Annotated in this window: 8 protein-coding genes; 2 read left to right on the forward strand and 6 right to left on the reverse strand. The window is 37.3% G+C overall.

Going from position 1 to position 15,023, the window contains the following annotated elements:
* The first annotated feature begins 7 nt into the window (after positions 1–7).
* Complete coding sequence (locus tag SCA31_RS08980; RefSeq protein ID WP_410696598.1) at positions 8–1,342, forward strand: hypothetical protein; 1,335 nt, start codon at positions 8–10, stop codon at positions 1,340–1,342.
* Positions 1,343–1,367: 25 nt separating this feature from the next.
* A complete protein-coding gene (locus SCA31_RS08985) occupies positions 1,368–7,466 on the forward strand; it encodes an alpha-2-macroglobulin family protein (RefSeq protein WP_410696599.1) in 6,099 nt (2,032 codons plus the stop codon).
* A 146-nt stretch (positions 7,467–7,612) separates the two neighbouring features.
* On the opposite strand, the gene SCA31_RS08990 is transcribed toward SCA31_RS08985, so the two are convergent.
* The 6 genes from SCA31_RS08990 to SCA31_RS09015 form a co-directional block, all read right to left on the reverse strand.
* A complete protein-coding gene (locus SCA31_RS08990) occupies positions 7,613–8,851 on the reverse strand; it encodes a hypothetical protein (protein ID WP_410696600.1) in 1,239 nt (412 codons plus the stop codon).
* Positions 8,851–9,777: a hypothetical protein gene (locus SCA31_RS08995; protein ID WP_410696601.1), complete on the reverse strand. Its 927-nt coding sequence runs from the start codon at positions 9,775–9,777 to the stop codon at positions 8,851–8,853. Before SCA31_RS08995 ends, SCA31_RS08990 begins: the two co-directional genes overlap by 1 nt.
* A gap of 3 nt (positions 9,778–9,780) precedes the next feature.
* Positions 9,781–10,809: a hypothetical protein gene (locus SCA31_RS09000; protein ID WP_410696602.1), complete on the reverse strand. Its 1,029-nt coding sequence runs from the start codon at positions 10,807–10,809 to the stop codon at positions 9,781–9,783.
* A 515-nt stretch (positions 10,810–11,324) separates the two neighbouring features.
* Positions 11,325–11,909: a DUF6705 family protein gene (locus SCA31_RS09005; protein ID WP_410696603.1), complete on the reverse strand. Its 585-nt coding sequence runs from the start codon at positions 11,907–11,909 to the stop codon at positions 11,325–11,327.
* Positions 11,910–11,927: 18 nt separating this feature from the next.
* A complete protein-coding gene (locus SCA31_RS09010; RefSeq protein ID WP_410696604.1) occupies positions 11,928–13,229 on the reverse strand; it encodes a hypothetical protein in 1,302 nt (433 codons plus the stop codon).
* A gap of 310 nt (positions 13,230–13,539) precedes the next feature.
* Complete coding sequence (locus SCA31_RS09015; RefSeq protein WP_410696605.1) at positions 13,540–14,673, reverse strand: 1-acyl-sn-glycerol-3-phosphate acyltransferase; 1,134 nt, start codon at positions 14,671–14,673, stop codon at positions 13,540–13,542.
* Between the last annotated feature and the right edge of the window lie 350 nt (positions 14,674–15,023).

Below are 15,023 nucleotides of genomic sequence, written 5' to 3' on the forward strand. Positions count from 1 at the left end.
ATTCATGATGAAAAAGTACTGTTTACTTTTCTGGATATTTTATATGCCTGTTCATTTTTCTGCGCAGGCAAAAACCATTTATTTTGATTCTCACTGGAAGGAAACCAAAAAATCCACTGCCATCTATTACCGTCCGCTTCCTTTTCCAAAATCTGGAAATGTAGAATTGCTTCGGGATTATTACATGAAGGGAAATGCACTTCAGATGCAGGGGTATTTTGCGGATGGAGATGAAAAAAATAGAATTGGGGAAGTTTTTTGGTTTGATTCAGATGAAGAAGACAGACCAGGACATTCCTATCTCAATAAAACCAAACAGAAAAAACTTACCTACTATTTTGATGATGGTAAAGTCTGGAAAACCGTGGAATATGGCGACAGCCTGAAATCCGGAAAAACTATTGAATATAAACCCGATGGAAGCATTTTGGGAGAAGCCATTTATAAAAACGGATATCTTGAGTCAGGAATCGAAGGATATGGCTATTCCAAAAATGAATATCACAAATACCACAAGAAAGATAAATCTGAAGAACGGGTAAATCTTCCGAAAAAAGAAGAGAAAATAAGAGAATACAAGCATGTATACTACTGGAAGAAAAGTCTGAAGACGGCTGTAGAATATTCATATCAAAATGACAACCTTATTTTGGAAAAGAATTTTGATGAAGACGGCAATCTTATTCAGCAGTTGGATAGTACCTCTTATTTTTATCCTGAAGAAGAAATGAAAAACGGGAAATACTTCTATTACCGAACGCAAAAGAGTGCCATTGCCCAGCCACCTCCTTATATGGAATACAAAAGCTTTCCGTTTTCAGAAGTGAATATGGAGAATGTAAATTTTATGATTCTTTATCGGGGGACAGTTCATTTTCTGGAAAAACATCCAACAGATGATTTGTACAGAGAAATAAGCTATCGTTTTTTTCAGGAGAAAGGAATTCCGTTTATGAGATTGAAGCGAGATTACTCTCATAACAAAATCTGGGAACCGCTAGATGTATATAAGGATGTGGAAGCTACTTTTATTCCGGTTTCAGAGATTGAAGCCTTATCCAAAGAAAAGATTTTTCAGAGGTTTTCCAAAAGAAAATGGAACAATTTATATCTTAAAAACAAGCCGGTTTCAGAACAATTGTATTTTTCATCCCCTGACTTTATGGGAAAAACGATACGGTATTTATCGTCAGGAAAAATAGAAACCAATGACAAGGAATCTGCATTAATCTACATCAGCCTGGTTCCCGGAAAATATATAATTCTTAGGAGAAATGGAGGATATTTCATTCCGAAAAAATCCGTTGACCTGATTGAAATTCCAAACTTTGTTCAGGAATAACGTCCTATTTTAAAACTTAATTATCATGAAATTTTCATTCAAAATATTTCTCACGTTATTATTATGGGTTTCAGTCCATATATTTTCACAGATTCCGGTGCATAAAGAGACTAAGCCTTTAAAAACCAGAATATCAAAACAAAAAATAGATCGTTCAGTCCCTAAAATGTCTTCAAGGGATTCTATTCAGAAAGAGGTTCTGGAAGTCGTAAATGTCTACTATGATTCTGATGATGAGAATATAAGACCGGATAGCGATCAGATCCTGATCCTCCGAAAAAAAGTAAATGAATCAAAAGGGTTGCGTAAGGCCCTTTATCAATATTATCTGGCGAACAAATATGTTTCCTATATCGGGAAGTATGGTTACAGAGCAAAGAAAAAAGACATTACTCCTCTTCATGAGCTTCCCGATGACTATAAAACATGGGCTGTCAATGATTTTTACAGGGAAGCAGACCAATTGTACAGTCAGTCACTTTCCAACAGAGAAATACTGCAGCAGGAAAAAACACAACTTTGGAATCGGCTGATAGATCAATTGGAATTCATAAAATATATGCCCACACTATATGATCTTGTTGCAACAGATTATTTAAAATTTCTACAGGGATTGCCATTTGATTATGATAATACTGCAAAGAAAAAAATAGCAGAGATTAAAAACAATTTACATCAGTTTCATGTCAATGATGATGATAAAACAGCATTGCTTTATTTTAAAAGTACTGAAATAGAGGGTGACGTGAAGAAGCAGTTACAACAGCTGGAAGCTTTAGCAGATGCCTATCCTAAGGAACCATTTTCTGCTTATCTTCTGTTTCAGGCAGCCAATCTGGCAAAACAGGAAATTTCTGAAAACAATTTTCTGAATGCTCATCAATTCTGTCAAAAAGCAATTGATCATATCCCGCCTTCAGATTGGAGCAACCACTGTAAAAGACTGATTAATGGGCTTGAAAGCTCAGAAATGGCGATCGAAATACCCAAGAGAAATCTGCCTGGGGAGTACATTTCATTAGAGACCATTTATAAAAATACAGACGAAGTAAAAATAGAGTTGAATAAAATATCGGGGCGGATAGATTTTGATAAAGAGCCCATTTGGAACAAATACTCTGTGAGAGAAAAATATGCTTATTTTATTAATCCTCAGTTTGCAGATCAGAATTTCCGTTCCGAGACATTTCCACTGCAAAAATTTAATGATTACAAATTACATAAGACCCTGCTTGCTATTCCGCCTCTGGAAGAAGGAATGTATGATATCACTACGCTGTCGAAAGAGGTGAGAAGAACCGACAGAATTGTAGTTTCAGATTTATTTTACGTGAAAAGATTTGAAAATGATGCAAAAGTAACCTTTCAGGCCATGAATACCAGGACCGGAAAAAGTATTGATAATACAGAGTATATGATGTATCAGAATATCAATGAATATGAACATAAATTCAATAACAGAAAGGAAAATAAGCTGATCCAAACCGGGAAAGGCAGTACAGATCGACTAGGAATGTTTTCTTTACCCAAATCAAAAGAGAGAAGGTATTATGGCAGTATTATTTACTTTCCTCAACTGAAAAAATATTTTATCATTGACAGAAATTATGATGAGATCAAGGATATAAAAGAGAATGAAGAGCAATTTCGGGAACCTGTTAATAAGGGCTTTATCATTTTTACAGACCGTGCCATCTATCGTCCCGGCCAAAAGATGTTTTACAAGGGAATTCTGAAGCAGGAGTACTATGACAAAACCATGATTCTTCCCAAGCAAAAAGTAATGGTGAGGATTGTGAACTCAAACTATGAGGAAATGTCCAAGGCTGAAGCTGTAACAAACGAATTCGGAAGTATTACAGGAGCATTCACCCTTCCGTCTTCCGGAACTACGGGAAATTATTCTATCATCATGGAGGCTGATCTTGGAGAAATTCCAGGACAAAAGGAGCATTCTTATGCTAATGAGAGCAAGTCTTTCAAGGTGGAAGAATACAAAAGACCAAAGTTTCGTGTAGCTATCAATCCGGTGAAGGAGGCTTATAAACTGGGAGAAAACGTAAAAGTGAGTGGAAAGGCTGAGGCTTTTTCCGGAGCAGATATTTCCGGAGCCACCGTAAAATATGAAGTTAAGAGACAACGAGTTTATTTCTGGAGAAGCTATTTTGATAATTATTACTCTCCAAATTACAAGGAAAAAGAAACTGATATTGCCCATGGCGAGACTACCACAGACGGTAATGGGAATTTCAATATTTCGTTTAATGCAGAAGCAGAGGAAAAGTCTGATAAAAGTAAAACTAACTACCGCTATTTTGTTTCATTTTATGTAACTGATGTTAACGGAGAATCCCAAAGCAGCCAGGCCGTCATTAATATCGGGGATGTAAAGGCTAAAATCAGTATTGAAAGTTCAGAACAGATGCTTCAGAACGAATGGGAATCCCTGAAAATATCGGTGAGTAATCTCAATGATCAGAAAATAACAGCCAAAGGAAATCTTACCATTAGTAAACTGGAGGAGGAAAACAAGATTCTTCTTCCGAAGTTCATTAGAAAAAACTCAGATAATGGATATAGAGCTGAATATATTCCTGCAAAGCCTTTATCTTACCCATACTATAATAAGGAACTTTTTGATATTTATTTTCCCTATATCAGCTATAATCAAAACGCTAAACCTCAAAAGGGTAAAGCTGTTTTTTCAAAACAATTCAATACTTCAGAAACTGAAAATATTACACTGAATAAAAATCCTGAGCCGGGAAAATATCTTGTGGAAGCAGAATCTATAGTAGATCATGATACCATCAAGACCTTTAAGGTTATTGAAGTTCTTGATAACGTAACCTTTAGAAACGGAAAACCTGCTTATTTTGGAATTCGTACAGATAAAGAATCTTATAAGGTAGGCGAAACAGCTACGGTAACTTTCTATTCCGATTTTGAAGAGGGTTCTGTGAATTACCGCTTTACCAGAAATAACATGAAAGAAGACTACCAAGAGATTAGCCTGAAAAATGGAAGTGCCGATATCTCTTTTATGGTTACTGATACTGATCTGAAAAGAATGCTTTATCTGGATTACGATTTTGTTCATGATAACGATTACGCAAAAGGAACCATCAAGTTTGATATTAAGGAAAATGTTAACAGGAATCTGGAGATTATCACTCAGGTGTTCCGAGATAAAATTCAACCGGGCGTTCCGGAAAAGTGGATTCTCACCATCAAAGGAAAAGATAAAGAGAAGATCAATGCTGAGGTGTTGGCTTCCATGTACGATGCATCGCTGGATCAGTTTGCAAAAAATGAGTATAGTTTCAGTCACTATGTCCCTTATTCCAATGATCACTACAGAGATTATGATTATTATAGCTGGGGAAGAGATAACTTCTTTGATGAATTGGTTTCTTTTGAGACCGTGGGTTTTAGCGCTGGCCGTAGCCGATATTCTATAAAATCAGAGCAATATCCTATACCACAACTTCCTTATTTCCAGTATACCACTATACTGATTTTTGACAGGACTTATTCTAAAGTTTCGGCCATGGAAGTGATGAGCCCAGTAGCCGATGAACCAACGTTACAGGCATATAAAAGAAAGAAACTTAATCCCATGTATGTTGTTGATGGAAAATTAATGGATAAAAATCTTCCTGAAGACGAAATAGCAGCCATCAAAAAACTTAGTCCCACTGAAGCGGCAGCTTTATATGAAGATACTGCTTCAAGAGAAGTTTTTATAGTAACATCTAAAAAAGCAATGAAGGAGGAATTGCTTAACAGTATAAAGGCAAGAACCAATCTGGATGAAACTGCATTTTTCTTACCCAATCTTTACACCGATTCAGAAGGAAGTGTAAAGCTGGAATTTACCTCTCCGGAAGCACTTACCCAGTGGAAACTTATCTTATTCGCTCATACCAAGGATCTGAAAACAGGGTCAGCAGAATTTTTGACCAAAACCCAAAAGGAACTGATGGTAACCCCGAACCCGCCAAGATTTCTGAGACAAGGGGATGAGGTTCAGATTTCAGCAAAAATTGATAATCTGTCAGATAAGGATTTGAAAGGAGATCTCATACTTTACCTTTTCGATCCTGAAACCTCAAAACCTTTAGACTCAGCATTTTTAAATACCAATTCTCTGAAAAAAATGAGTGTGGCTTCCAAAGGGTCACTACAGGCAAGCTGGAACATTAAAATTCCATATGCCGTGGATCATGTTGGCTATAAAATTCTAGCAAAAACACATCATTATTCTGATGGAGAAGAGAATGTTCTTCCTATCCTTTCCGACAGAATGCTGGTAACGGAAACCATCCCGATTTCCATCAAGGAAGGCCAGAACAAAAGCTATACAATGAATGGCTTACTGAATAATGCCTCTTCTTCAGCGGCCAATTTCAATCTGAGTGTAGAACTTACCTCCAATCCATTATGGTTTGCGGTGATGTCTATTCCTTATCTGAGAACGTTTCCATACGAATGTTCAGAACAGCTTTTCAGCAGATTATACGGAAATATGCTTTCAACCTATATCATGAACTCTTCTCCAAAGATCAAGAAAGTTTTTGATGAATGGAATGCCAGGGAAACACCATCCAATCCTTTAGAAGCCAATGAAAACCTGAAAACAATCCTTATCGGGGAAACCCCTTGGCTGAGCAGAATTAAGGATCAAAAGGAACAGATGGAGCAGCTTGCTCTCTTCTTTAATCTGAACAAAATGCAGCGTGATCTTAAAAAGGCACAACGTGATCTTGTTGACCGACAAAATCCTGACGGAAGTTTCTCATGGTTTCCGGGAGGTGGAAAGGATAAAACCATTTCCGGACATATCCTTGCCGGATTCGGAAAGCTTAATAAAATGCTGAAAGGTCAATCCGGAGAATCTTTTACCAATGAAATCAACCGTGTTATCAAAAACAGTATAGATTATCTGGATAAGGAATATGATACCCAATTCATTAAAGGACAAAAACTAAACGAAGAACTTGATTTAAACGACTATACCTCTTATTTCTATTACAGAAGTTTTTGGACCCAAAAAGAAATTCCGTCTGAATTGAAAAAAGTACTTAATACTTTGGCGAATACTTATGTGAAAGATTTTGAGGAATATAGTCTTTATCATCAGGCCATGATTACTACACTATTGCAACGGTATGGCTATGGCGATTTGGCCAAAAAATGTGTGGCTGATCTGAAGAAGAAAGCAAAAACCTCCGAAGAAAACGGAATGTATTGGGAGGATAATAACTCTGGTTGGTATTGGTATGAGGCCCCTATAGAAACACAGGCAATGCTGATAGAAGCCTTTTCAGAAATAACACCTGAAGATGTGAACAGTGTAGAGGAAATGAAGGTATGGCTTTTAAAAAACAAGCAAACAGAGGGCTGGGGGACAACAAAGTCCACTACAGAAGCTGTGTATGCTTTACTGAATTATGGAAAATCGTGGCAGGATGCAGAAAAAGGAATTACCATGAAGTTGGGAAATGAGACCATTTTCCCGACCAATGATCTTTCAAAAACTTCAGAGGCTGGATTCTTCAAAAAATCCTATTACTGGAAAGATATTACCCCTGAAAAAGGAAAGCTGGAGATCCAAAAAAATAGTCCGGGAGTAGCATGGGGCGGAATGTACCGTTTGTATTATGAAAATATGGATAAGGTAATGGCGCACAATTCTTCCAATGTCTCCATTGAAAAGAAGCTTTTCCTGAAAACATTCAATGGTAATGAAAGTACACTTAAAGAAATAAGTGCGGAAAATCCCATTAGGCTGGGTGATCTGGTGACGGTAAGATTGGTTATCCGCACCGATCGTGATATGGAATACATTCATCTGAAAGATATGAGGGCAAGTGGTTTTGAACCGGTAAATGTTCTTTCTACCTATAAATGGCAAAATGGAGCCGGGTATTACGAAAGTACCAAAGATGCTGCTACTCATTTCTTTTTCAATTCATTGCCAAAAGGAACCTATGTTTTTGAATATGAATTGAAAGCAAATAATATTGGTGATTTTTCAAACGGAATTACGTCTTTCCAGAATATGTATGCTCCGGCAATGGGGGCACATTCTGAGGGAATAAGGGTGAAGATTGTGAAGTAAAAAGTAGGTATATGAAAAGGCTAAGAAGAGTGAAGCAGACCTCTATAAGATCTTTTTAATTTTAAAGCTACAGATTACAAAAAACTCCTCATTGGTACCAATGAGGAGTTTTTTTATAGCAAATGGATACGTTTAAGTGATACGTTTTATATGTTTGTAAATACGGTGGCATACTCTTTCGGCATCCACATACAACAAAGAATGAGAACACCAACCAAGAGCAGGGCTAATATCAGTGTAGCGATCTTAAAACCATCCGGCCTGAACTCTTTCTTTCCGTTATTTCTATTAGAACTGTAGAATTCTGCAACTTCCTTTCCGTAAGGCCGGGTTTCCATGGAACTTCCCGGTGGTCTTACATTGGAGGGTAGGGTAGAAAGCGATTCTATATTTTTGTTTTGATTGATGGTATGGGCAAATGATCTTTTATTTTCCTGATGTCGTTTCTTAGCGGTTTCCACCTTTCCATCTGAAGTAAGGCTCTTAATTACTTCATCAATCTTTCCTGAATATTGGTCGTATTCCTTTTTAATGATTTCAATTCCGCTTTTGGATTCCTTTATTTTACCCTCATTTTCCTGATGCCGTCTTTCATTCTGTGCAATCTGCCTGTTGAGATCTTCAAGCAGTTTCGTTCTTTCATCCTTTAGGTTTTCCTTTTCACTTTCAAGATCAGCAATGGCGTTTTTAATTGCCCTGATTCTCTCTTCATGAAGGTTCTCCAGTTCCTTTTTAAAGCCATTGGCATCTACGATCCTGAAAATTCCCTTTTGCCTTACAAACTCTCCAATCTCATGGCTCTGGGTAAAGTAAATCGTATCATATACACTTAGAAGTTCAATGGCCTGACTAAAGAAACTTTGCAATTGTGACGGGTTGGTTTCGCAATACACCACAAGGTAGGTATTGCTGGCCTGGGTAAAACTAAGGTCATCAATTTCACGGACATTAAACCCTATCTTGTCAAAATCCTTAGGTTTATGGATGGAAAACTGATCAGAGTGATTGACTGTAATAATACGGTCTGAAAGGTTATTTTTTTCAAGGTGATCCTGAAACTCATTCAACGTATTGATGATAAGACTTTCTGAAGCCACTTTTCCAGCGAAAAGCAACCCGGAACCTATAAACGTACCGCCTCTGTCTGAATTCTGCTCCTTGGCAAACGTATAAACAGAGTAGGAGATAAGGTTACTTCCCCCGGCGTAGTCCTTTCGGATAGAATAAATACTGGTTTGAGGAAATAGTTTAATAGCATCCGTCTTCAAGTCGAACGTCCGGATCTCCTTGGCTATGGCCTTATTTCCACCCAGAAAAAAGGATTGCCGGAAGCCATTCGGGTTTCCGAATGTACCGAATGCAGAGAAAAAATAAGTACTGTCCATTAATCTGTAAAACTAAATTTTAAACGTTCCCAAAATGTTCCTTCATAATCCAGATCATATCCCACAATGCTTCTGTACAGCCATTTTGAGAGTACTTCTGCCGTGGAAAGATTCAACAGGCTGATTCTTTCGCTTCCCGTTGCATTCTGCACACTTCCTACTGTGTAATACGTTTTGCTTAGGCCATATGTGTCAATACGCTGCGAAGTCATGGGTAGGTGGTCAGAAATGAAACTGTCGAGGGCTTCGGCACTTTCCACATCCATTCTTCCGGATTTATCCCACTTGGAAATCACAAGGATGGCATTTACAGATTTTAAGTTCTTGCCCTTTCTTTCCAGCTCATCCAGAAATTCATTGATTAAGGAATCGTCCTTATAAGCAGATTCAAAGCTGGTGACAATAATAAACGTAAGCGGAATATTGGCATTAAGAAAAGTCTCTATACTACTATGATAGCTTCCGCCTCTCCTGATATCTTTATGGTTTTCTCCTGAGGTTTCCAGAAAGGTGAGATCTATCGGAACCACTCTTTTAGATCTGTTATTAGGCTCAAAGACAAGATCCAGACGGGTTACCTGATCCCTTGTGGTTCTATTGGGAAGAACTCCCTGCCGGATGTTTTCAAAGAAATCAGAGAGAAGTACATTGGCTTCCTTAGAGTTGGGGGTTCCAAGCTTTGGTCTTAATACTCCCGCATATGACCTGAGATAGTACAGCATGGAAGAAAGAATAACAGATTTTCCTGATTCTGCAGTTCCAAAGAAGAACACAAAATTGCTCTCCTTATTTTTAAGGTCATTGGAGATGGTCTTGGCAATAGGAACAAAGTCTTCCGGGGTATCATTTTGATATTCAAAGGAAAGAGGCTTTAGGGCTTCTTCAGTTTCAAAAGACAGAGGTTTTAAATTTTCATTGGTTTCCATGGCTTAGTTATTTGGGATGATGGTTTTACCGCTTCTTTTATTGTTAAATACACTTCTGCCGTTGCTTCCGTTATAATTTCCGGAGTCTGTGACCAATAAAATAATGATAACGATCACAAAATCAAGTAAAATACAACCTGCCAGTACTACAAACTGGTACATTCCAAAGTTTTTAATGGCATGCTCAAATGCAAAACCAATTTTTCCCACCTGCTGGGTCTTTGAAACCATGGGTTCAAAGTGAATTTTTTCATTTCCAAGAACAGTCTGCGCTCTGCTGCCCAGTTTATTATAATCAGAAAGAGACTCATCAATTAATCCCTGTGATAATCCGTCTTTTTCCTTTTTTGATAAAAGCAGTAAATCCTGAATATTCTTGTTCCACTTAAATGCGGTGGTATTGATGTCTGTTTTCAATGCTCTTTCTTCAGGAGACAGGTCAGAGATAATATTATCGATCTGTTTTCCCATTCTTTCAGAAAGATCCTCGTAATCATCACCCACCGGAGTCAGTAAGTCAACTTTCTGACCTGTCAGTTTTTCTATATCCTTAATCAATAGCTGGGCACGGGTTCCAATTCCTTTATTCCCAGGATCCTTGATCTGTTCCATCAGCTGCTTTTTCTTGATCTCAATATTCTGGGTGGTTGCTTTATTGTATTTGTAGCTTAATTTAGATTCTACATCATTTTCAAGAGCGGTGAAATTTTTATTGATATCGCGAAGTTCATCCGTATAGATATCAGTTTTCATAAACCTTGTATATAAGGCATTGAAATTGGCAATGAAGCAGAAAGAGGCGATAAACACGTAGATCCCAACAAGGCTTCCGGTAGGTTTTCCCTCCAGTTTGGCATTTCTCAGCATCCAGCACAGAAAGAGGAGCAATAGTGATAAAACCAGGGCTATCACAAAGGATGCGGGGCCAAAGATCTGCTGTAGCCCGAGCCAGGTCTGGTAAAAGCTTACGCTGATCAGTAATAATGCAAGAATTCCCAAAAAGAGGTCTGCAGGAGTCGTTTTTTTATTCATAATGTAGTCTTTGTTTGTTGAACTAAAGCTTATAAAAACATCTTGTTTTATAATACCCGAAACTACAAACAACGAGTAGAAGAAAATTACGGGAAACCATAATCCATAGTGGCCTTTAATTTAACTTGAATAGTGATTTGATCACGTAAGCTCACGCAGATTTTGCAGATTAAGCTGATCCGTAAAATAGTAAGTGAGCTGGAAATGCAAAAGATTCAATAAGAGATATATGAGTACTCACATAAGGTACTAATTCATTATTGGTATCCTTTTGATATGATCCCTCTGGTAAAGATATCTTTGTTGGTCTCAAAGAAAAAATCTGTTGTGCAAATATTGAATTTTAAAAGTATAAAAATTGTTTTTTTCATGTTTAAGTTTTTATTTTTCAACAGTGAATAATCACCACACTGAGGGATTCGTGGGTAGTGGAGATTGTGTAGATCTACCCAACTAATTTTAAAATAAACTGCCCTGTTTAAATTGATAAATCCCAGTTAAACTGGGATTTATTGTTATTGTTTGGTTAGAACGATGTCTTTCGGAAAATTCATTGGCCACTCTTTTCCCTCCACTATAACTTGATGATAGTATGGACAAGACTCATAAACACCATGTGGATTATATTTAAATTGTAAACGCATCTGTGTTTTTTGAGAATCCATAAAATTAATATCTAAGTTTGCCGTCTTGGTACACATATCCTTGGGCTGAAATAAGAGAAATTTCTGTGAAAAATTTTTCTTCTGTCCAAGAATACCATAAAATTCTGATGAGTTTTCATCGAAATTGGAAATCCTGTCTACTTCTACCATTCCATTGGCTGATATAATCTTTCGTTCTCCTAAAATAGAATCTACATCAAAGTATGTCCCATCATTTAATGTATATCTTTTTTTTATTTTTCTTAACTCTAAAAATAAGATTTTCCCCTCCCATGTTCCTTTCCAGGTCCCTACATATTGATTGAGTTCTCCATTTAGATCCTTATAATAGGCTTTATCCGGTCTGTCAATCATAGGCGTATCAAGTGGAAAGACCTGTTGTGCAAATACTGAATTAATACAACATACTAAAAGTATAATAACTATTTTTTTCATGATTTCTTTTATATTATTTTATTTAGGACAATCAACTTTTGGTCCGTCTTTTTTTACTTCAGAGGTATTGCCATCACTATCTTGTTCATATACCTTGGCTCCTTCAATTTTCATGCTGGTTTCCATAAACTTAAGAAATTCCTTTTGCAGGGCTTCTCTTGATATATTAGGATTGCCCATTGCTCGAGAATAAATCTCAGTCAAGTTTTCAATTTGTTTAGGCGTATACATTGTTAGTTTATCGGGATCGATATTATCCCCCCTTAGCTGGTATGTCCCATTGGAGGTAACCACTGAAACAAATACCTTATTGACAGGAATTCCGTTTGCCTTTGCATTTTTTAGCAGCTGAATAAATAAATTAACATCATCAGGAGAAAATATTGAAATCAGAGTATCATAGTGCGAGTGCATAATCCCATAGGTTGACCCAAAAATTTTAAAATCCAATTCTTGAGTTCCCAGTTTATTGCTGAGTTCCTGAAACTGTGTACCTGTCTGCCCTGAAACAGGATCCCCCACACGAAACCCACTTTCTGTAGTATTTCCTGTCTTTGATTCTAAATACTTAGTATTTTTTGCATATTCAGATTTGTTTTTCAGGTCTTTCATTTGCCCGCAAGGATCAGGTGTGCTTGGAGCGTTGGGATTTGAACTTCCACTACTCCCACCCCCTTCTCCACTCCCATAATCACCAGGCCCGCCACCCATGTCATGTCCGCCATTGCCAGGGCCTCCATTTCCGGCCCATCCGTCATACATCGTCAGCCTTACCGGTCTTGTTACTCTGATGATCACTTCTCCCACGTCAATAGGATTGTTACTATTACGGGAAACTGTCTTGGAGTCATAGTAGTCCTGAAATGTATTAATAAGATAAAAAACATCGGGATGCGTGTTTTGGTGAACATCAAAATAGAGATAGTCTCTTTCTGCATTAATCACTCCCGCTATTACGCCCGTTACTTTTCCATCCTTGAGCATCGGAAAAAATAGAAGTTTCCTGTTGTCTCCCTCGTCTCCTCCTATATCCTGAGAGGAAACCCTTAAATCCACCGTTCCATACTTGGTTTCAAGCTCGGTTTTCTTTTTGGGATACTTCTCAAAATAGGCCAGCATGGAGTTTCCAAAGGGGAGTGCATAGTTGTTGGATGCTGCATTTTTGGAAAGGCTTCTTTCCTTTTCAAAGCGTTCAAAAAAGGCAATTTTCTCCTTTTGCGTTTGTTCTGTGCTTGTCAGCATCTCATCTGTCCTGCAGGAATTGAGGGAAACAGTAAGCATGCCTAACAATAACAGTCCATAGACTAGATTTTTCTTCATAAGCATTTGTGTTTTTGTAAATATAATAATTAATTCTTTTTTGTGTGATTTCTATCACAGGATAAAAGTAAATCATTTATGGAGTCCTGCACTATGGAAACCCATAATTGCACATAATATGCAAATTGCACACAATTGTGTACAATGTGTACATATTTTACATTGTATTGAGAGGGGAGGGGCACTTCCATGAAATTGGTTTGTATAGCCGTTTTCTTTTGGCTTTCCTGATTATGCAGGCAAAAAAAATGGACATTAAAAAATGTCCATCAATATCTTTGTCAGTCAGAGAAAACGTACTTCTAAAAAACTAGTTTTCCTCCGCTTTTATTTTATTAATCAGTGGATTGGCATACATGGTAAGGAAATACTCCTTAGAAATAGCATCAGAAGAGGAGATACGCATCTCAAGTCTTCGGATAAACAATTGTTTTTCCTGTTCTGTATATTGAGAAGCATAGGTGTCTGTATTGTGAATCAGATCATAGGCTATATATTTCGTAGGCCAAAGCTTATAGTTCTGTATGATTGAATCATCAATAACCTGTGCAATAGCCTGCAGCTGCTTGTTTTTATTCTCAATAGTAGCTGCGATATCATCTAGTTCCTTATCAATCACATGACCGGCATGAATATGAATTCGCTTCTTTTGCCCTAATATTCCGCTAAGCATCGTGGTGAAATCTTCGTTTTTACCTTTAATGTATTCCTCCTCCCTATGCTGTGCTAAAAGCTGTGGCATTTTTAGGGAATCGGTAGGGTCATACTCATAAGAAATCGATATCGGAACAATCTTCAGTGTCTTAAAATAATCGGTCAATGATTGATCTCCGGATGCCATGGCAAGCATTTTTAAAACTCCTTGCTGGGTAGCATCATTCCCGTTTTTGGTACGGCCTTCACGCTGGGCGATCCATACGGAACGGTTTTCATGATGGAGTTGATAATCAATGTACTCAGACATGGTTTGCGAGCTTTTAAGCTGCTCACGAAGAGATAATCCTCTTTGAACTAAAAAATTACGGTTCAGCTTAGCCAGTACATTCAGAAAATTTCTCTTCACGAGGTTATCACCAATGGCAGAAGCCGTCATAATATGGCCGCTTTCCAGCAGAACCAGGTTAAGCAATGACGTATCCAGTACAATATCCCTGTGGTTCGAGATGAAAAGGTAAGGTGTATTCTTGTCAAGTTGATCAAAACCTGAAGTCGTTAAGCCATCAGAACTCTTGGCAAGGATCTGACGGATGGTGTGCGCCACAAAATGATGCTGAAAATCACTGATAGAATGAACATCCTTAAACTGTTCCAGCCAAACCTGTTCGTCTACCCCTGGAAAAGTAAAGTTCATCAGCGCTTTCATCATAGGATCGCGGGCTATACTTCCCAGTGCTTCATTCACTTCATGATCATGGAAATACCGGATTTCATCAAACTTTGACATGCAATTATTTAAAAATTAAAACTTTTGCAAAAGAACGAAAATTTATCTGGGCATAGGGTATAAAGGATGTTAAAGTATTATGAATGGCGTAGAACTTAGAGAAATCATCTGCTGAACTTGATGAAATGCTGTGACTTATTGAGGTAAATATAACCACAAAAGTCACAAAAGCTTTTATTTAAAACACTTTAGTTCACGTAAGTTAGTTTAAAATCATACTATAAAAGAAAGTTCACATAAGAAGAAAATTAAAGATTTTCAAAAGCTAAAGTTTACTTATTATACGTAATGTTTGTCACTTAAATAACTTAAGTGTTTAAATCTTTTGTGGTGATTATCAAAAAAAATAC

This window comes from Chryseobacterium sp. SIMBA_028, assembly GCF_046535285.1.
Taxonomy (GTDB): domain Bacteria; phylum Bacteroidota; class Bacteroidia; order Flavobacteriales; family Weeksellaceae; genus Chryseobacterium.